The sequence below is a fragment of the Rhodococcus ruitaii genome, from assembly GCF_055230935.1.
Window position 1 is genome coordinate 131,169 of sequence record NZ_JBUYWC010000007.1, and the last position, 19,066, is coordinate 150,234.

At 64.4% G+C, this 19,066-nt stretch carries 18 protein-coding genes; 11 read left to right on the forward strand and 7 right to left on the reverse strand.

The genetic code is table 11. The annotated features are described in order from the left end of the window. Positions 1–13 precede the first annotated feature (13 nt). The 3 genes from ACZI8W_RS10390 to ACZI8W_RS10400 are packed head-to-tail and all read left to right on the forward strand — an operon-like array spanning position 14 to position 4,271. Entirely contained in the window at positions 14–1,750 is a 1,737-nt protein-coding gene (locus tag ACZI8W_RS10390; protein WP_463368410.1) for an AMP-binding protein, read from the forward strand. Next, positions 1,747–3,402 (forward strand): thiolase C-terminal domain-containing protein, encoded by a 1,656-nt coding sequence (locus tag ACZI8W_RS10395; RefSeq protein ID WP_463368411.1) that lies wholly within the window; start codon positions 1,747–1,749, stop codon positions 3,400–3,402. Before ACZI8W_RS10390 ends, ACZI8W_RS10395 begins: the two co-directional genes overlap by 4 nt. After that, positions 3,399–4,271, forward strand: a complete 873-nt coding sequence (locus tag ACZI8W_RS10400) for an alpha/beta hydrolase (RefSeq protein ID WP_463368412.1) — start codon at positions 3,399–3,401, stop codon at positions 4,269–4,271. Before ACZI8W_RS10395 ends, ACZI8W_RS10400 begins: the two co-directional genes overlap by 4 nt. A gap of 6 nt (positions 4,272–4,277) precedes the next feature. On the opposite strand, the gene ACZI8W_RS10405 is transcribed toward ACZI8W_RS10400, so the two are convergent. From ACZI8W_RS10405 to ACZI8W_RS10420, 4 genes are read right to left on the reverse strand one after another with little or no spacing between them, the layout of a single operon-like run. Continuing rightward, positions 4,278–5,012: an ESX secretion-associated protein EspG gene (locus tag ACZI8W_RS10405; RefSeq protein ID WP_463368413.1), complete on the reverse strand. Its 735-nt coding sequence runs from the start codon at positions 5,010–5,012 to the stop codon at positions 4,278–4,280. Beyond that, positions 5,009–6,343 carry a PPE domain-containing protein gene (locus ACZI8W_RS10410; protein ID WP_463368414.1) on the reverse strand — a complete coding sequence of 445 codons (1,335 nt, stop codon included), beginning with the start codon at positions 6,341–6,343 and terminating at the stop codon, positions 5,009–5,011. The genes ACZI8W_RS10405 and ACZI8W_RS10410 overlap by 4 nt, the downstream gene beginning before the upstream one ends. A 2-nt stretch (positions 6,344–6,345) precedes the next feature. Further along, positions 6,346–6,675 (reverse strand): hypothetical protein, encoded by a 330-nt coding sequence (locus tag ACZI8W_RS10415; protein WP_463368415.1) that lies wholly within the window; start codon positions 6,673–6,675, stop codon positions 6,346–6,348. Next, a complete protein-coding gene (locus tag ACZI8W_RS10420; protein ID WP_463368416.1) occupies positions 6,672–7,307 on the reverse strand; it encodes a DUF3558 domain-containing protein in 636 nt (211 codons plus the stop codon). The genes ACZI8W_RS10415 and ACZI8W_RS10420 overlap by 4 nt, the downstream gene beginning before the upstream one ends. Positions 7,308–7,557: 250 nt before the next feature. Between ACZI8W_RS10420 and ACZI8W_RS10425 the strand changes: the two genes are divergently transcribed. Further along, positions 7,558–8,889 (forward strand): 3-hydroxyacyl-CoA dehydrogenase, encoded by a 1,332-nt coding sequence (locus ACZI8W_RS10425; protein WP_463368417.1) that lies wholly within the window; start codon positions 7,558–7,560, stop codon positions 8,887–8,889. Positions 8,890–8,961: 72 nt separating this feature from the next. Here ACZI8W_RS10425 and ACZI8W_RS10430 read toward each other — a convergent pair whose 3' ends face one another. Next, positions 8,962–9,411 (reverse strand): Lrp/AsnC family transcriptional regulator, encoded by a 450-nt coding sequence (locus ACZI8W_RS10430; RefSeq protein ID WP_463368418.1) that lies wholly within the window; start codon positions 9,409–9,411, stop codon positions 8,962–8,964. 80 nt (positions 9,412–9,491) lie between these two features. On the opposite strand from ACZI8W_RS10430, the gene ACZI8W_RS10435 reads away from it, so the two are divergent. The 3 genes from ACZI8W_RS10435 (at position 9,492) to ACZI8W_RS10445 (ending at position 13,496) form a co-directional block, all read left to right on the forward strand. After that, a complete protein-coding gene (locus ACZI8W_RS10435) occupies positions 9,492–10,205 on the forward strand; it encodes an AzlC family ABC transporter permease (protein WP_463368419.1) in 714 nt (237 codons plus the stop codon). After that, a complete protein-coding gene (locus tag ACZI8W_RS10440) occupies positions 10,198–10,527 on the forward strand; it encodes an AzlD domain-containing protein (RefSeq protein WP_463368420.1) in 330 nt (109 codons plus the stop codon). Before ACZI8W_RS10435 ends, ACZI8W_RS10440 begins: the two co-directional genes overlap by 8 nt. Positions 10,528–10,613: 86 nt before the next feature. Beyond that, on the forward strand, positions 10,614–13,496 hold the full coding sequence (locus tag ACZI8W_RS10445; protein WP_463368421.1) for a UPF0182 family protein: 2,883 nt from the start codon (positions 10,614–10,616) through the stop codon (positions 13,494–13,496). On the opposite strand, the gene ACZI8W_RS10450 is transcribed toward ACZI8W_RS10445, so the two are convergent. Continuing rightward, positions 13,490–14,041, reverse strand: a complete 552-nt coding sequence (locus ACZI8W_RS10450; RefSeq protein ID WP_463368601.1) for a TetR/AcrR family transcriptional regulator — start codon at positions 14,039–14,041, stop codon at positions 13,490–13,492. The two genes, ACZI8W_RS10445 and ACZI8W_RS10450, sit on opposite strands and share 7 nt — an antisense overlap. A 159-nt stretch (positions 14,042–14,200) precedes the next feature. On the opposite strand from ACZI8W_RS10450, the gene ACZI8W_RS10455 reads away from it, so the two are divergent. The 4 genes from ACZI8W_RS10455 to fabG all read left to right on the forward strand — a co-directional run bounded on the left by ACZI8W_RS10455 (position 14,201) and on the right by fabG (position 18,308). Beyond that, on the forward strand, positions 14,201–15,346 hold the full coding sequence (locus ACZI8W_RS10455; protein WP_463368422.1) for an acyl-CoA dehydrogenase family protein: 1,146 nt from the start codon (positions 14,201–14,203) through the stop codon (positions 15,344–15,346). A 49-nt stretch (positions 15,347–15,395) separates the two neighbouring features. Then, a complete protein-coding gene (locus ACZI8W_RS10460) occupies positions 15,396–16,613 on the forward strand; it encodes an acetyl-CoA C-acetyltransferase (protein WP_463368423.1) in 1,218 nt (405 codons plus the stop codon). A gap of 149 nt (positions 16,614–16,762) precedes the next feature. Further along, a complete protein-coding gene (locus ACZI8W_RS10465; RefSeq protein WP_463368424.1) occupies positions 16,763–17,524 on the forward strand; it encodes an SDR family NAD(P)-dependent oxidoreductase in 762 nt (253 codons plus the stop codon). Between the two features lie 25 nt (positions 17,525–17,549). Then, a complete protein-coding gene (gene fabG / locus ACZI8W_RS10470) occupies positions 17,550–18,308 on the forward strand; it encodes a 3-oxoacyl-ACP reductase FabG (protein ID WP_463368425.1) in 759 nt (252 codons plus the stop codon). Here fabG and ACZI8W_RS10475 read toward each other — a convergent pair. Then, entirely contained in the window at positions 18,277–18,993 is a 717-nt protein-coding gene (locus ACZI8W_RS10475; RefSeq protein WP_463368426.1) for an IclR family transcriptional regulator, read from the reverse strand. The two genes, fabG and ACZI8W_RS10475, sit on opposite strands and share 32 nt — an antisense overlap. Between the last annotated feature and the right edge of the window lie 73 nt (positions 18,994–19,066).

Genomic DNA, 19,066 nt, shown 5'->3' on the forward strand with positions numbered 1-19,066 from the left:
AAGGAGAAACGCGTTGAACGAATGGACTCTCGGCGAAGTGTTCGACGCCGTCGCAGATGCAGTACCCGAACGGATCATGACCGTCTGCGGAGATCGCAGAACCGCCTTCGGTGAATCTGCATTGCGCACCCGGCGGTTCGCGAACTTCCTGGCCGACCGCGGATTCGGATCCCATACTCACCGAGAAGGCCTCGAGCGGTGGGAGTGCGGTCAGGATCGCGTCGCCATGCTCATGTACAACGACCTGTACCCCGATGTGCTCATCGGATGCCTCAAAGCGCGGGTCGTGCCCGTCAACATCAACCCGCGGTACACGCCTCAGGAGATCCGCAGCCTCCTCGAGTACATTGCGCCACGAGGAATCGTCTATCACCGATCGTTCGGTCCGGTGGTATCCGAAGTCGTCAGCGGCAGTGCGGAATTGACGGGCAGTGTGGAGCTGCTGGTGTCTGTCGACGACGGCACCGGTATCTCGGAGTTGGACGGGGCCGTGTCGTTCGACGAGGCCGTTGCGCAAGGTGACCCGGAGAAGTTGATCAAAGGGTCGCCCGACGACTTGATGATGATGTGCACCGGCGGCACTACAGGCCGCCCGAAGGCCGTGCTGTGGCGACAAGGGGATGCGTACGTCTCGTCGATGAACGGTTCCGACCACGAGTCCGATGAGCCGATACGGGCCCTCACCGCGTTGACGGGCCAGAGCTGGTTCGCGGTGTCGCCACTGTCGCACGCGGCAGGTACGTGGACGGCGTTCTCAGGATTGCTGGCAGGCCAGACCGTAGTGCTCTACGACGATCGACGTGCTTTCGATGCGCGGACTGCCTTGGAGATCGTCGAGAAGGAGAAGGTGCTGCTGATGACTATCGTCGGCGACGCGTATGCCGGGCCCCTCGTCGACGAGATGCGCAAGGGCCGGAGCGACGTCGATTCGTTGATGGTCATCGCGAGCGGTGGAGCCGCAACGAATGCTGTCCATCGGAAGGCGTTTCTCGAGTTGCTCCCGAACGCGACGATCGTGGAAGGATACGGATCGACCGAGACCGGTGGCATGGGGTTCGGTCGTAGCAGTCGTGGAGCCGAGGTCGATACGTTCGCCCCGATGCCCGGGGGTGCTGCCGTGTCACACGACCGCACCCGGCTCTTGAAGCCGGGTGATGACGAGATCGGATGGGCTGCCCGCGCGGGCCGCGTTCCCCTCGGGTACTTCCGCGACCGGCAGGCCACCGAAAGCACATTCCCCGTGGTCGACGGTCAGCGGATGGCGATACCGGGCGATCGCGTGAGGATCGCGGACGACGGGTCACTCAGGCTGCTCGGTAGGGACTCTCTCGTGATCAATACGGGCGGTGAGAAGGTCTTCGTCGAAGAGGTCGAGGAAGTGCTGCGCGCACATCCGACAGTGATCGACGCCCTGGTGGTCGGTCGTGCGAGCGAACGCTGGGGACAGGAAGTTGTCGCCCTGGTGCATACGGTAGACGAGGCGCAGTGCTCCACCGAGGACTTGAAGAGTGCATGCGGAGAATCGTTGGCGAGGTACAAGATCCCGAAGCAAGTCATGTTTGTCCCCGTGATACACCGCCTCGGCAACGGAAAGCCCGACTACCGATGGGCAGCGCGACAGGTGCAGGCAGTGCCACAGGTAGAAACTGAGGGGCCACAGGTAGAAACTGAGGGGCCACAGGTAGAAACTGAGGGGCCACAGGTAGAAACTGAGGGGCCACAGGTAGAAACTGAGGGAACGGTGTCGTGAGCGCACCCACCACACGCCTGGCACCATCGATCTCACCGGAGACGGAATTCTTCTGGACATCCGGTGCTGACGGCAGCCTGCGAATTCAGGAATGCAGCTCCTGCTCGGCACTGATCCATCCACCGCGCCCCGTCTGTCGCCACTGCCACGGCAGCGAGATGGGCGTTCGCGTCGTCTCCGGTTTCGCGACGCTCATCGGCTTCACCGTCAACCATCGTTTCGCGCCGCCGGGGCTGCCACCGCCATACATCGTTGCCCAGGTGGCTCTCGAAGACGATCCACGTGTGCGTCTCACGACCAACGCGGTCGAATGTATGCCCGAAGATCTCGCGCTCGGTCAGCGGATGGAAGTGATCTTCGAGAAGACAGAAGAGGTGTGGCTTCCGCTGTTCCGTCCCGCTGAGGGCGGAGCTGCAACAGAATTGCCCGTCGACGACCCGGACGCCGATTCGATCCGTCGCAAGGTTCGACCGATGGCGTGTCCCGACAAGTTCGAGGACACGGTCGCGCTCACCGGAATCGGGATGTCGCGCATCGGACGTCGCCTCATGGCCGATCCGTTGTCGCTGACCATCGATGCCTGCCGCGCCGCGATCGACGACGCCGGTCTCACCGTCGACGACATCGACGGACTGTCCACCTATCCGGGTGCGGGGTCGCTCGGTCCGTTCACCGAAGGCGGGATCACGGCGGTCGAGTCGACACTCGGACTGAAACCGACGTGGCACAATGGCGCCGCCGAGACGTTCGGTCCCGGTGGCTCGGTGATCGCAGCGATGCTCGCGGTGGCAGCGGGCCTCGCGCGGCATGTGTTGTGTTTCCGAACTGTGTGGGAATCGACCTACAGCGAACTCGTGCGCGCGGGTCGGGTCACGCCGGGCGGAGCGCTGTCGGACGAGTGGTTCGCGCCGTTCGGTGCGGTATCGGCGGCGCATCTACTGGCTCAGACCGCGCAGCGCCATTCCCATCGATACGGGACAGACCGCGAAACGCTCGGCTGGATAGCGCTCAATCAACGGGCGAATGCCGCTCGGACATCAGAGGCGATCTACCGCGATCCCCTCACGATGGACGACTACCTGGGTGCCCGCTCGATCACGACGCCGTTCGGTCTCTACGACTGCGACGTGCCGTGCGACGGTGCGGTTGCGGTCATCGTGTCGGCCCGCGACACGGCACGCGACCTCGCGCAACCGCCGGTGTTCGTCGAAGCGGTCGGTACCCAGATGCTCGAGCGGCTCGACTGGGATCAGAGCACCCTCACCCACGAACCTCAGGTCCTCGGACAGGCCGCGCACATGTGGAGCCGTACCACGCTGCGCCCCGACGACGTCGACGTCGCCGAACTCTACGACGGGTTCACCTTCAACTGTTTGTCATGGATCGAGGCGTTGGGCTTCTGCGACATCGGCGAAGGAAAGGACTTTCTCGACAAGGGAACGAACATCGCGCTCGACGGAAGGCTGCCGTTGAACACCCACGGAGGACAGCTCTCGCACGGACGCACCCATGGGATGGGACTCGTGCACGAGGCGGTCACCCAGATGCGCGGACACGGCGGGGAACGTCAGGTTCGCGACGCTCGTGTCGCTGTGGTCAGCAGCGGCGGGCTCACACCGAGCGGCGTCATGCTTCTGAGGGCCGACCGATGAATGCGGCTGACGTCGGAGAGCTCACCGTGACCGCTCGCACCGTCGAGGTGGACGGAGTGCAGATCTCGGCGCTGTGCTCATACGTCGCGCGGCCACGTGGAGTCATCGTCGCGTTGCACGGCGGCGCCACGACCTCGCGATACTTCGATCTGGAGGGACGACCCGAGCTGTCGCTGCTCCGCACGGCGGCGGCGCTCGGCTACACCGCACTCGCGATCGACCGCCCGGGCTACGCAGACTCGTTCGAATGCCAGGAGCGGTTCGACGATCCCGCCACCCGCGTCGACTCCGCGTACAACGCTGTGGACGCGCTGCTCGAGGGCTGTTCACGCGGAGCCGGTGTCTTCCTTCTCGCTCACTCAGCGGGCTGCGACCTCGGTCTCCGGATGGCCGCGCATCCGAGAGGTGCGTCGTTGCTCGGTGTCGAACTCGCGGGCACCGGCACACGCAAGCAACGCGAGGCACTCGAGATCATCACGCGGATGCGGACGACGCGCAACCGGGGAGCCATCCGGGATCTGCTGTGGCACCCGGAGGAGCTGTACCCGCCGGAGGTGCGTGGCGGTCGCAGTCTCACGTGCATCACCCCTCGGTACGAGGCGGTGGTCGCAGCCGAATGGCCGACCGACTTCATGCGTCTCGCTCCCGAAATCCGCATTCCCGTTCGCTTCACCTATGCCGAGCACGAAAAGGTGTGGGAGACCGACGATGATCTGCGGGCCGAGATCAAAGCCGCGTTCCTCGAAGCTCCCCGGTTCGTCGAACATCGGCAGACCGACAGCGGACACAACCTGAGCGTGGGGTTCGCGGCAGCCGAATATCACCGTGGTGTGGTGGCGTTCGTCGAAGAATGCGCAGCACGCGGGTAGCGCCCGTCACCAGGGTGTCGGTGCGTCCCGCCGCTGACGGGCGCTCACCCGGTCGATTCTGCGTCTGAGTTCATCGCGCAGAATATCGTTGGTAGCGGGGATCACTCGTGTGTCCGAGCCGGGCGCGAACATGTAGCGACCGTCGTCGACGACATCGAACCATCCGATATCCGATACCGTCGTGAGGCGACCGTGAGCATTCGGTGCGAGCAACCGGATACTGCCCGCACCGGAACGGTGCCGGAAGAGGAGACGGCGTAGTGCCCGCGGTTCACTCTCGCCGATCTGCTCCCTTACCGAGGTTGTGCCGCTGGGTTCGATGAGCTCTCGTATCGACGCGGTTCGAGCCTGCTCACGTCCACGTGGAGTATCCGGGAGGTGCGCGACGACGGCGTGGGCGAACACCTCTGACCGGACAGGCGTGATCTGGATGTCGCCGGTGGCGTGCTGGCGTGCGATGACGGCGAATGCGCCTTCCGCTCCTCCGCGCACTCGGATGTCGGCGGTTCCCGCATGACCGTACACCTCGACGGCGACGTCGCCTGCGTGCAGGATTCGGATCGCGTGGTCGAGCCGCGGATCGGCCAGTTGCCGCCGCCACTCGTCGGCAGCGTGGAGATTGGCGTCGTGTTCGTCCTCCCACATCGACGTCGATCGATAGCGCAGCGGGAAGGGAAATTCGTCGCTTCCCGCTGCGGTCCACAGCGACAGGAAACGGTCGGGCGTGACATTCCAGCTCACAGCGGATCAACTCCTAGGACAGGTGGGGCGGTGTCGGGGAGCGACCCGATCAGTTCGGTGCCGTGATCGTTCGTGACGAGGTAGCTCGCGACCCGTTGTTCATCGTCGTTGCCACGCTGCTGACCGCCCATCATGCCCGGATACATGCCCATCGGGCGCATCGAACCGGTGCGGGACGCCGTTGCCCCCGGTTGGGACGCGGCAGGTGCCGACGTGACCGGCGCGCCCACGCCACCGACAGCACCGGGGCCGAGCGCGGAGCCGCCACCACCTGAGCCGGTCGAGCCGCCACCGCCACCGACACCGTGGCTTCCACTTCCGGGGGTGCCGAAGCCGGTAGGCGACGAACCATACGGTTGACCTGTCGCGCTGCCGGTGGGAGTCGACGTCGGGGTTGTCGAGGCCGGTGACGTGCGGGCCGATTCCGATTCCGACTCCGTTTCTGCTGGGCCGGAGCTCTCGGATCGCGCCGGGTTCGGTTGCCCGTCGTGGGAACCTTCGGTCGCGGAACTGTCGGTGGTATTGCCCCCGGTGGTATGGCCCCCGGTTGTATTGTCGTCAGCCCCGGTGGCTGCAGATCCGGAGGTGTGACTGCCCGCGCCGGCGCTCCCGTACGACGATGCTGAACTGTTGCCGCCGCCTACCGACGAGCTCCCGTACCCCTGCGTGCCCGTGCTCGCGGAGCCGGCAGTGTCCTGAGGTGCGGGCAGCACGGGAACCGCGGATCCGGAATCGCGGTAGTACGGCTTGTAGAGCGATTCCATGACGCGAATCGCCTGCTGCCGTGCGGCCTCCTCCCGGCGTTCGGTGTCGGCGGCCGCGACGGGGCTGAGCGCGTCCATCGGCAGCGGGACCGAGGTGGATGGGGGAGTGACCGACGACTTCACTTTCGCACCCACGTCCGCCGCGATCTGCAGTTTCTCCGACACCGCGAGCGACGCGTCGCACAGCCGTTGGGCGGAGGTACCGAACAATTCCGTCGCCGATGATGCCGCTTCCGCAGCGCCCCCTTCCCAATGCTGAGCAATCTTGTCGCGGATCATGACGGTTGCCATGGAGACCGTGAAGCTGAATACCGTTCCGAGACTCTTCCATTCATTCGCGAGGGTGGTCATCGCGAGAGGGCTGATCGTCTGGCTGAGTTGGTAGATGGCTGTGTGTTCCATGCCATGGAAGTTCTCGAACTGCGCGATGTAGTCGGGGTCGACGCCGCTGTCCACTCGCCCTGCGAGTACGTCGTGGCGCGCTTGGCGACGCGCGACAGACTCCGGTGGAACGGTTCCCAGCAAAGGGGTGAGGAGTTCGTGGATCGGGTTGTCGGTGTCGGACATCGTCACAACTCCTGTTCGATGGTGGCGAGCTGGCGGGCCCAGTCGAACTCTGCGTCGAGGAAGGCTTCACCGCCGGAGGCGAAGGCGTCGCGCAGCGTGGTGAACGCGGCGATGAACTGGTCGACACGCTCCTTGGCCGATTCGGGTGTGCCTACGCCCTTGCGGGCGAAGCCGGCGGCGAGTTGTCTGGCGGACTCGAATTCGCCGAAGCCATGCGCTTCGCTGAGTCGTTCGGCGATATAGCCTGCCTTCTCGAGTTCGGCGAGGACGGTGTCGCAGATGGCGAGGATCTCGTCGATCACGTGTGGTTCGAGGCGGACGAATTCGCTCACTGCGGCTTCTTTCCGGGATTGTTCTCGATGAACGGTTCGAACAGCGCAACGGTGTCGTGCAGCCCGCCGCAGCGTTCGTCATACGTGAGCGTGCGGGTGTGGTCGGCGTGGTAGAGCCTGCTGAAGATGACGATGCCGAAATCGGTCTGCACGGTGATCGCGCATGCGTTGTTCGGATCTGGCTTGTACTTCAGCAGTGCGCGGCGTCCGTTGACGGTTGTTTCGCTGGCGATATCGCCGACCTTGGCGAGTTCTTCGTCGATCGTGACATTTCCGGAGAGGATGTTGAGTCCGTACGCGCGGATCACTCCCGGCATATCGACTGGTGCTCTGTAGGTGCACACCATGAAGGTGTAGTGCTCCATCAGATAGTCGGCTATGTCCCTTGTGCGGGGGTCGTACCCCGCTTCGGCAAGGATGCCGTCGGGGAGGTCGAGACAGGGGTCGAACGTGATGGCGGGTCGGCCCGACTCGTCGGTGAGTCGTGGTGCGCGCGTCGTCGGTGTTGTCGTGGTGTCTTCGGCGGCGGCCATTGGGGCATCGCTCGCGGTGGTGCAGCCGCTCAGCGTGATGCCTGCGGTGATGAGTGCCGCTCCCACCCGTGCGGCGCTGTGACGACGTGGATACGTCATTGCCAAGGATCCCCCCGATCCGTCCGGTCGGGCAGATGATAGCGCAGTTCCGGACACGGGTGTCATGTTGGTGTCGGAAATGATGGTTTGTGCATCGAAATATTGGGCGCCAACCATCATTTCGGTCGTCTATAGGTCGTGTGGTGCAGTGGGATCTGTATCACACTCGGGTGACCATCCATCCGGCGGACAATTGGGTGACCACCGATTGCGGCACCTTGTGCCCCGACTCTCAGAGGAAGTGCGGCTCGTGAGTACTCCCACCTCGACCGACAGCCCAGAATCCGCCGAGAAGTATCTTGCCGACGCGGTGACGGCCGCCGCGAAGGTTGCCGACATCCCCGATTCGGTGACGCCCCGCCCGGTCGAGCGCGTCGCTGTGATCGGCGCAGGCACCATGGGTTCCGGGATCGCGATGGCCTTCGCCAACGGAGGGCTGTCGGTCGCGCTGATCGAGCAGAGCGCCGAGGCACTCGACAGGGGGATCAACACGGTCCGGAAGACTTACGAGTCGTCCGCGGCAAAGGGCAAGATCACCGCTGAGCAGGCCCAGCAGCGCGTGGCGCTGATCGAGCCGCATCTCGAGTTCACGGCAGTCTCCGACGCGGATCTCGTCGTCGAAGCCGTGTTCGAGGACATGGCCGTCAAGAAGGAGGTGTTCGGCAAGATCGACGCACTGTGCAGACCCGGGGCGATCCTTGCGTCGAACACGTCCCGTCTCGACCTCGACGAGATCGCGCGCAGCACGTCCCGCCCGCACGATGTCATCGGGTTGCATTTCTTCAGCCCGGCGCACGTGATGAAACTCGTCGAGGTCGTGCGCGGCGACGCTACCGCCGACGATGTCATCGTCACCTCCATGAGGCTTGCGCAGACGATCGGCAAGGTCCCGGTGCTCGCGAAGGTCTGTGAAGGTTTCATCGGCAACCGCATGCTCACCCCGTATCGTCGTGAAGCCGATTTCCTGCTCGAGGAAGGCGCGACTCCGCAGCAGGTCGATGCAGCTTTGAAGGCGTTCGGGCTCGCGATGGGGCCGTTCGCCATGGCGGATCTGGCCGGGAACGATATTTCGTGGGCTGCGCGCAAGCGGCTCGCGCCGAGCCGGCCGAAGGATCTCCGTTACTCGCGGGTGGCCGATACGCTCTGCGAGGCGGGACGCTTCGGGCAGAAGACGGGATCCGGCTATTACCTGTACGAGCAGGGGAGTCGCACGCCGATTCCCGACCCGGAGGTCGACGAGATCATCCGTAGATGTGCGGAAGAAGATGGTATCGAACGCCGCACCGTCACCGACGAGGAGATCGTCGACCGTTGCATCCTCGCGCTGGTGAACGAAGGCGCTGCGTTGCTCGGTGAAGGGATTGCTCAGCGGGCATCGGACATCGATGTCGTCTACACCAACGGTTACGGGTTTCCCAAGGGGCGGGGTGGCCCGATGCATTATGCCGAGACGGTCGGACTCGACGTCGTGCTCGGCAAGATTCGCAATTTCGAGAAGGTCCACGGTCGTGTCTGGGCACCGGCCCCGACGTTGGTGAACCGCGTCGAAGGTGGGCACTCGACCTGCTCCGCCGGGCGCTGACCGCAGACGCATCCCCGGCCCCGACCCGTACGATCTGCGGGCCGAGGCCGGGGAGTGCTTCTCGTCGAACCCTCACACTCCCCGCACCGTGGGTTTGATGACCTTCATCGGGAAGCTCGAGGAGACCTTCTGGATTCCGGGAATGGTCTGCACCTTCTCGCTCAGGAAATGTTCGTAGGCGGTGAGGTCGGCCACCGCGATGCGGACGAAGTAGTCGGGTGAGCCGAACAGCCGATACAGCTCCTGCACTTCGTCGAACGCGCTCATCGTCGACTCGAACGTGTCGATGCTCTGTCGATCGAAATTCGTCATCTCGATGTCGACGAGCACCTCGAAGCTACGACCGACAGCTTCCGGTGCGAGCACGGCGCGGTAGCCGACGATGATCCCCTCGGCTTCGAGTCTCTGGACTCGCCGCAGGCACGGACCGGGCGTCAACCCCACTTGTTCGGCCAGGGCGACGTTCGGTATGCGGGCGTCTCGGCGGAGGACTTCGATTATTGCTCGATCCAAATCATCCATGAGCAATAATTGCATGACCCGCGCGTCTATCGACAGAATAGGCAATCATATATCGCGCTCTAAATGAGATTCTTGTACCTATGACGCAGGTGTGTGAAAAGGTCGAACTCTCGCGGCGGCAAGAAATCAGCACGGGTATCCGGCTCTCGCTTGCGGCGGGCTTGGGAATTTTCCCGATCGGTGTGGCATTCGGTCTCCTCGTCGTTCAGTCGGGATTGCCGTGGTGGGTGGCTCCGGCCATGTCGCTCGTGGGATTCTCCGGCTCGCTCGAACTGCTCCTGATCGGGATGATGGCGGTGGCCACGCCGCTGGCGCCGATTGCCCTCACCACTTTCCTCGTGAACTTCCGGCACGTGTTCTACGCGTTCTCGTTCCCGTTGCGGGTGGTCCGCAATCCCATCGCCCGCTTCTATTCCGCGTTCGCGCTGGTCGACGAGGCGTATGCCGTCACTTCCGCTCAGCCCGTGGGGTGGACCTCGTGGAGACTTCTGTCGATGCAACTCGCGTTCCACAGTTACTGGGTTGTCGGAGGGCTTGTCGGATTGGCTGTCGCCGGTCTGCTGCCGGGCCCTCTCGTGGGGTTGGAGTTCGCGCTCTGCGCGCTGTTCCTCACCTTGACGCTCGACGCATGCCGCACCGGAAAACAGGTGCCGTCCTTGATCATGGCGGGGGCGAGTTTCGCGTTCGCGACTTTGCTGACGCCCGGCAGCGTCATGTTCACCGGTCTCGTCCTCTTCGTGGCTGCTCTCATCGTGCGCTACGCCGCTACGCAACGGAGGGGAGAGCATGCCTGAAACGTGGTATATCGTCGCGGTTCTCGGGATCATATTCACGATCACCTTCGCATTGCGTGCACTTCCCTTTGCGGTGATCGGACCACTGCGGGAATCGGTACTCGTGACGTCGTTGGCACTCTGGATGCCGGTCGGCATCCTGGGGTTCTTTGCGATGTCGACGCTGTACGGCGCCGCGCTGGGTGGTACCGACACCCACGTGTGGGAAGCCGCCGTAGCGGCGGCCGTCACGATCATCATGCATCTCGTATTCGGTCGCCGCACCCTCGTCAGCGTGGGCCTCGGCACGTTGACGTTCGTCGCGCTCGTCAACTTCTTTTGAGGATGTACCGAACTCGTTGTCCGTAGACTGACGGCACGCGGGTGCCGCACGAGAGCCCGGCGCCCGACTCCCGGCCGGGAGGGGTCATGCGGACACGGACACGGACGGCGATCGTTGTCGCGGTGGCATTGCTGGTGCTGCTTGCGTTCGTACCGCCGATCGTGCGGGCGTACACGGATTGGTTGTGGTTCGGCGGGGTCGGGTTCCGCGGGGTGTGGACCCGGGTGTTCCTCACCAGGTGGGCAGTGTTCTTCGTTATCGGAGCGCTGGTCGGCGGTGCGATCTTCGCCGGGATGATGATGGCCTTCCGGACCAGGCCCCTGTTGATGCCGCCGCGCGGCGACCCGCTCGAACCGTATCGCCGGGTAGTGCTGAAACGAGCCCGAATATTCGCTATCGGCATCCCGGTGGTCATCGGATTGCTGGCGGGCCTGATCGCGCAGAACAATTGGGCAACCGTCCAGCTGTTCTTCCACGGTGGTTCGTTCGGCTCTGCCGATCCGGAATTCGGGCTCGACATCGGCTTCTTCGTGTTCGACCTGCCGTTCTACCGATGGGTGCTGGGCTGGTTGTTCGTTGCGGTGTTCCTCGCGGGCATTGCCAATGTTGCCACCAGCTACTTGTTCGGCGGGATCACACTCGGCGGCAAGATACGAAATCTCTTCTCGTCTCCGGCGCTGATTCAGGTGGCCGTCCTGGCAGGACTCTTCGTGTTGCTCAAGGCCTTCGCATACTGGCTCGACCGTTATGCGTTGGTGTCGTCAGGGCACCGTGAACCTGCATTCACCGGAGCCGGGTACACCGACATCAACGCTGTCCTTCCCGCGAAGTTCATCCTCTGTGCCATCGCGTTGCTGTGTGCGCTGGCGTGTTTCGCGGTGATCAAACTCCGTGACCTGCGGATCCCACTGCTTGCCCTGGCGTTGCTGCTCCTCTCGTCGATCCTGGTCGGGGGCGTGTGGCCGTTGGTAGTCGAACAGCTCTCGGTGCGACCGAACGCCGCAGCGCGCGAGGCTCCCTACATCGAACGGGGTATCGAGGCCACGCGAGCGGCGTACAAGGTCGGCGACGACACGGTCGAGTACGTTCCGTACCGGGGTGTCGGCACCACGCCACCACAGGAGATCCCCGCCGACGTCACGACCATCGAGAATATTCGGCTGCTCGACCCCGACGTGCTGTCCCGCACGTTCACGCAGCAGCAGCAGCTGAAGAACTTCTACGAGTTTCCGCGCAATCTCGACCTCGACCGCTACCGGATCGACGGGGAACTGCGGGACTTCGTCGTCGGAGTACGCGAACTCTCGCCCGAGCGACTGACCGGGAACCAGACTCACTGGGTCAACCGGCATACCGTCTATACCCACGGCAACGGGTTCGTCGCGGCGCCGGCCAACCGGGTCAACGCGGCGGTGCGGGATGCGACCGATGGCGCGTCGAGCAGCGACAGCGGATATCCGCTGTACACGGTGAGTGATATCGCGACGCAGGGCTCGGAGCAGCTGATCCCGGTCGAGCAACCGCGCGTGTACTACGGCGAGGTGCTCGGGCAGTCCGGGCAGGAGTACGTGATCGTGGGAGCGGAGCCGGGCGAGGCGCCTCGCGAATACGACACCGACACGTCCTCGTACACCTACGACGGTGAGGGCGGCGTCTCGATTGGGAACTGGTTCAATCGGCTCGCTTTCTCGGCTCGCTACGGCGAACGCAACATCATCTTCTCCAACGAGATCGGCTCGGCATCGAAGATTCTGTTCCACCGAGACCCCGCCGAACGGGTACACAAGGTGGCACCTTGGCTCGAGACGGACACGAATCCGTATCCGGCGGTGGTGGACGGGCGAATCGTGTGGATCGTCGATGGCTACACGACGATCGACGGCTACCCGTACTCTCAGCGCAGCGCACTTCCCGAGCCGGATGCGTTGCGTCCCGCTACGAGCAACTACATCCGGAACTCGGTGAAGGCCACGGTCGATGCCTACGACGGCACTGTCACGCTGTACGAAATCGACTCTGCCGACCCTGTTCTGCAGACGTGGATGCGGGTGTTCCCCGGTACTGTCCGACCTGAGAGCGATGTGTCCGACGACCTGCGTGAACACTTCCGTTACCCGGAAGACCTCTTCCGGGTGCAGCGAGATATTCTGGCTCGGTATCACGTCGATGATCCGCTGGAGTTCTTCACCACCAACGCATTCTGGTCGGTGCCGAGCGACCCCACCGTCGACGAGAATCCGAATCAGCCGCCGTACTACGTGCTCGTCGGTGACGAACAGACTGCACAGCCGTCGTTCCGCCTGGCCGGTGCGATGGTCGGGTTCCATCGAGAATTCTTGTCCGCCTATATTTCCGCGAGATCCGACCCCGAGGAGTACGGGCAGATCACGGTGCTCGAACTGCCGACCGACAGCCTCACCCAGGGGCCGCAGCAGACGCAGAACTCGATGATCTCCGATACGCGTGTCGCGTCGGAGCGGACGCTGTTGGAGCGGTCGAACCGTATCCACTACGGCAATCTACTGACGTTACCGATCGCCGACGGCGGGTTGCTCTACGTCGAACCGATGTACACCGAGCGGATGTCCGCAGCCACCGATGGATCGACGTTTCCACAATTGGCGCGCGTGTTGGTGAGCTATCGCGACCCGCAGACGGGTGGGGTCCTCGTCGGCTATGCCCCGACGCTGGCGGAAGCCCTCGATCAGGTACTCGGGCGCGGCGCGGGTAGCGCAGCGACGCCGCCGGGCGGGGACGCTGCGACCGCGCCCGAAGAAGCGCCCTTGCCGGAAGAGGCACCCGCACCGGGAGGAAGCCCGGAAGCGGCAGAAGCCGCGCGGGATCTGCAGGTGGCTCTCGAAGAGTTGCGATCCGCACAACGCGACGGCGACTTCCGCACGTTGGGCACTGCACTCGACCGGCTGCAGGGTGCAGTCGACGCCTACGTCGCCGCGACCGAAGGTCAGTGAACCGCCCCGACGAGACGTAACGCGAGATCGGCGTAGAGGGAGCTGAGGGTATCGGGCTCGCTGTACCGTCCGGACGGATACCAGCGACAGATGTCGACGCACAGCGACATGAGGGCGAGGCTGACTCCTTCGGCGTCGGGCACCGTGAACTCACCCGACGCGATGCCGACATCGACGACATCGCGCACCACCTTGGTGGTGTCGCGCCGCAGACCGATGATGACGCGGTAGTGGTCGGGTTCGAGCGCCGTCAGTTCGTACTGGATGACCCGGGCGCGTCGATGGTTCTCGGCTTGCCACTGCACGAAGCGGCGAATGATGCCGGTCAGGCGCTCGGTGGCGTCGGCATCCGGGAGGTCGGCGTCGTGCACGACCTGCAACGCAAGGGCATGGCCTTCGTACGCAATGGCGTAGAGGAGCTCCTCCTTCGACTTGTAGTGCGGGTACATCGCAGCCGGGCTCATGTCGAGGCGCGCGGCGATCTGCCGCGTAGTGGTGCTGCCGTAGCCGTTCTCCGCGAATGCTTCGATCGCGGCCTCCCGCATGCGCGCGGCGGCCTTGGAGCTGCTGATCACGGTGTTCTCGGGTGCGCTCACGGTGTGCCCGGCCTCCTTTCTTTTTCCGGTTGACAAGCAAACCACAGCGTCGTTTAATAAGCGAGCGCTTAGAATCTAAGCGTGCGCTTATCTAAGAGGAGCAGTTGAATGCGACGCACCCTGTACGGCCCCGACCACGAAGCGTTCCGCGAGTCCGCCCGCGAGTTCGTGAATCGGTTCGTACTTACCCGTGCCGAGGAGCTCATCGAGCGTCACGAGATCCCGCGCGACATCTGGATCGAGGCCGGAAAAGCGGGAATCCTCGGGCTCGAGATACCCGAGCGATTCGGCGGCAGCGAGGCAGGGGATTACCGCTTCAACGCAGTCGTCGCCGAGGAGATGGCCCGCGCGAACATGGCGCTGTCGTCGTCGATCGGTATCCACTCCGACATCACCGTTCCGTACATCGTTCATCTGGGCAACGACGAGCAGCGCGAACGCTGGCTCCCTCGGTGCGCGACAGGTGAGCTCATCTGCGCGATCGCGATGACCGAGCCGTCCGGCGGATCGGACCTCGCAAACCTGAAGACCACTGCGGTGCGCGACGGCGACGACTGGGTCCTCAACGGCGCGAAGACGTTCATCACCAACGGCTACAACTGCGATCTCGTCGTCGTGGCGGCCCGCACCGATCCGAGCAAGGGTGCGAAGGGTATCTCGCTGTTCGTGGTCGAGCGCGGGATGGCGGGCTTCGAGAACGGCCGCAAACTCGACAAGGTGGGTCAGCCCGAAGCCGACACCGCCGAGTTGTTCTTCGAGGACGTGCGGGTGCCACACGCCAACATGCTCGGTGAGGAGGGCATGGGCTTCATCTCGATGATGAGATTGCTGCCTCAGGAACGCCTCGGCTCCGCAGTGAACAACGTGCACCACGCCAAGCAGATCCTGCTCGAGACCATCGAGTACGCCAAGGAACGCAAGGCGTTCGGCAAGGCCATCGGCACGATGCAGTACAACAAGTTCCTGCTCGCCGAACTCGTGACGAAAATCGAGGTTGCGGAGGCATACGTCGACCAGGCGGTCGAAGCGCATGCCGATGGTGAGCTGACCGCGGTCGATGCCGCGAAGGCGAAGTGGTGGAGCGCACAATCCCAGTCAGAGGTACTCGACGCGTGCGTGCAGATCCACGGCGGCTACGGTTTCATGAACGAATATCGTGTGGCCCGCGCCTGGAAGGATGCCCGTGTGACGAAGATCTGGGCGGGGACCAATGAGATCATGAAAGAACTGATCGGCCGCGACCTGGGCTTGTAGCCCCGGTTGCGACAATCAACCGGTTACGACAACCAACGAGGAGCAGGTAATGCCCGAAGCTGTGATCGTGTCCGCCGTCCGCTCGCCCATCGGGCGCGCCATGAAGGGCTCGCTCAAGACCGTCCGCCCGGATGATCTGGCGACGCAGATGGTGGCCGCCGCACTCGCGAAGGTCCCCGAACTCGATCCCACCGAGATCGACGACCTCATGCTCGGGTGCGGTCAGCCGGCCGGTCAGTCGGGCTTCAACATCGCTCGCGTCGTCGCCGTGCAGCTGGGCTACGACTACCTGCCCGGCGTGACGGTCAACCGGTACTGTTCCTCATCGTTGCAGACCACCCGTATGGCGTTGCACGCGATCCGGGCGGGCGAGGGCGATGTGTTCATCTCCGCGGGTGTCGAGTCCGTATCGAGCTTCGTCACCGGCAACGCCGACGGCCTGCCCGACACCAAGAACCCGCTATTCGCCGACGCGCAGGCGCGCAGCGCCAAGCTCGCCGAGGGCGGCACCGCGTGGACTGATCCGCGCGCAGAGGGCCTGATCCCCGATGTCTACCTCGCGATGGGGCAGACCGCGGAGAACGTCGCCTCGTTCACCGGCATCTCGCGTGAGGATCAGGATCGCTGGGGCGTGCGTTCGCAGAACCGCGCTGAGGAAGCCATCAAGTCGGGCTTCTTCGAGCGGGAGATCACCCCGGTCACGCTCGCCGACGGCACGGTCGTCTCCACCGACGACGGCCCGCGCGCAGGTACCACCTACGAGGCGGTCAGCCAGCTCAAGCCGGTGTTTCGTCCCGACGGCACCATCACCGCCGGTAACGCGTGCCCGCTCAACGACGGTGCTGCCGCACTGGTGATCATGTCCGACACCAAGGCCAAGGCTCTCGGCCTGACACCGCTCGCACGCATCGTGTCGACCGGAGTGTCGGGTCTGTCGCCCGAGATCATGGGTCTGGGCCCGATCGAAGCGGTCAAGAAGGCCCTGGGTCACGCAAACATGGGCATCTCCGACATCGACCTGTTCGAGATCAACGAGGCGTTCGCCGTGCAGGTGCTCGGTTCGGCTCGTGAGCTCGGCATCGACGAGGACAAGCTCAACGTCTCCGGCGGCGCGATCGCGCTCGGCCACCCGTTCGGCATGACGGGAGCGCGCATCACGAATACCCTTCTGAACAACCTCCGAACCCAGGACAAGCAGTTCGGCGTCGAGACCATGTGTGTCGGCGGCGGCCAGGGTATGGCGATGGTGCTCGAGCGCCTGAACTGATCCGGGCCATAGGTTCGAGCTAAGTCACCGTTAGGCCGCATGTCTGAAAAGACATGCGGCCTAACGCGTTTCGGAAGCCTTTTCTTTTGAAATCAGAACGTAGATGGGCTATACACTGTGTAGCCCCCATCACATGAGGAGATCGCTGCATGGCTGTACTCGACAGGTTCCGCCTCGACGACCGCGTCGCGATCGTCACGGGTGCTTCGTCCGGGCTCGGTGTCGCCTTCGCGCAGGCCCTCGCCGAAGCAGGCGCCGACGTCGTGCTCGCGGCCCGCCGCGCCGACCGGCTCGAGCGGACCGCAGAACTCGTCCGCGCCGCGGGGCGTCGCGCCGTCACCGTCGAAACCGACATCGCGGATCCCGATCAGGCGCAGCACATGGTCGACGTGGCAGTCGAACAACTCGGCAAGGTCGACGTCCTCATCAACAATGCCGGGATCGGGACGGCGGTGCCGGCCGTGAAGGAAACTCCCGACGAGTTCCGGCGGGTCATCGACATCAATCTGAACGGATCGTACTGGGCGGCGCAGGCGGCCGGTCGGGTCATGCAGCCCGGCAGTTCGATAGTCAACATCTCGTCGGTCCTCGGCCTGACCACCGCGCGCCTGCCACAGGCTGCATACGCGGCCAGCAAGGCCGCGATCATCGGGCTCACCCGAGACCTCGCACAGCAGTGGGGTACGCGCAAGGGCATTCGCGTCAACGCCATCGCACCCGGCTTCTTCGAAACCGAGATGACCGACGAATACCTGCCCGGATATCTCGACAGCATGAAACCGCGCATCGTCCTGGGCCGCACCGGCGACCCGGCGGAAATTGCCGCCACAGTAGTGTGGCTGGTATCAGAGGCGGCCGGGTATGTCACCGGTCAGACCATCGCGGTTGATGGTGGCCTCACCATCAACTGACTGCACCACTTCACGGAGGTTTTCAGTGAGCTCAACTGTCCGCACCGCCATTGTCACCGGAGCCGCACGTGGTATCGGTGCCGCCGTCGCCAAGCGTCTGGCCGAAGACGGCATGCAGGTCGCCGTCCTCGACCTCGACGCTGCTGCCTGCACCGACACCGTGTCCGCCATCGAGGCCGCGGGCGGCAAGGCGCTCGCCGTGGGCGCGAACGTCGCCGACGAAGCCTCCGTCGCCTCCGCGGTCGAGAAGGTCGCCGAGGAATTGGGCGATCCCACGGTGCTGATCAACAATGCGGGCATCACGCGCGACAACCTGCTGTTCAAGATGACGGCCGACGACTGGGATTCCGTCATGAACGTCCACCTGCGCGGCGCGTTCCTCATGGCACGCGCCACCCAGAAGTACATGGTGGACAACGGGTTCGGCCGCATCGTCAACCTGTCGAGCACGTCGGCGCAGGGCAACCGCGGACAGGTCAACTACTCGGCTGCCAAGGCCGGAATGCAGGGCTTCACCAAGACCCTGTCGATCGAGCTCGGCAAGTTCGGTGTCACCGCCAACGCAATCGCCCCCGGTTTCATCGCCACCGAGATGACGAGGGCAACCGCCGAGCGCCTCGGCGTGACCTTCGACGAGTTCCGGGACAACCTCGCGAGCCAGATCCCGGTAGCCCGGATCGGTGAGGTCGACGACATCGCGCACACCGCGTCGTTCCTCGTCTCCGAGGGCGCCGGGTTCGTGTCGGGCCAGGTCATCTACGTGGCCGGTGGTCCGAAGGACTGACCGGCGTACGCCGGACCGGTTCGATGCGCCGCAGGATCGCCGCGGCCGCCGTCTGCGCCGACGCCAGCAGTCGTCGGTCACCCACCCGCGGGGTCGGGCCGAACACCGAGAGCGCGGCCGCGTCGGAACGCCCGATCCGTCCGATTGGCACCGCCATGCAGCCGAATCCTGTCATGCACCGTTCCATGTCGGCGACCATCCGCGTCTCACGTGCCCGCACCACCTGCGGTGGATCCGTCGGTGACACCCCTTCGACGGACAGTAACGCCTTGCCGATCGTCGACGTCGACAATGGCAGGCGGTCGCCGATTCGCGACTGCACATGCGGTGCGCTCTCCCCGCCGATCTTCTCGAGATAGACGGCCTCGGATCCGTCCCGAATACCGAGGTGGACGACGCAACCGCTGACGCGGTGCAGCCACTGCAGGGTGGGCAGGGCGGCGCGGCGCAGTTCGTTCTGTTGCGCGGCGGCAGCACCCAGCTCGATCATGCGCGCGCCCAGTCGGTATTCCATCCCGCCGCGGTGCACCCAGCGCAGGGCTACGAGCTGCTCGAGCGCGCGGTGCACCGACGTGCGTGGCAGCCCCGTGGCTGCCACGACCTGCGACAGGTTCATGCTTCCTGCCCCCTCGAACGCATCGAGGATCACGGCTGCACGCTGCAGAGTTCCGGTCGGCCCGTCCATCGCACTCCTTCCCTCACTCGCACATGGGTAGCACGCCCGAACAGCGCCGAGTTCGGGTTCTTCCGCTTACCGG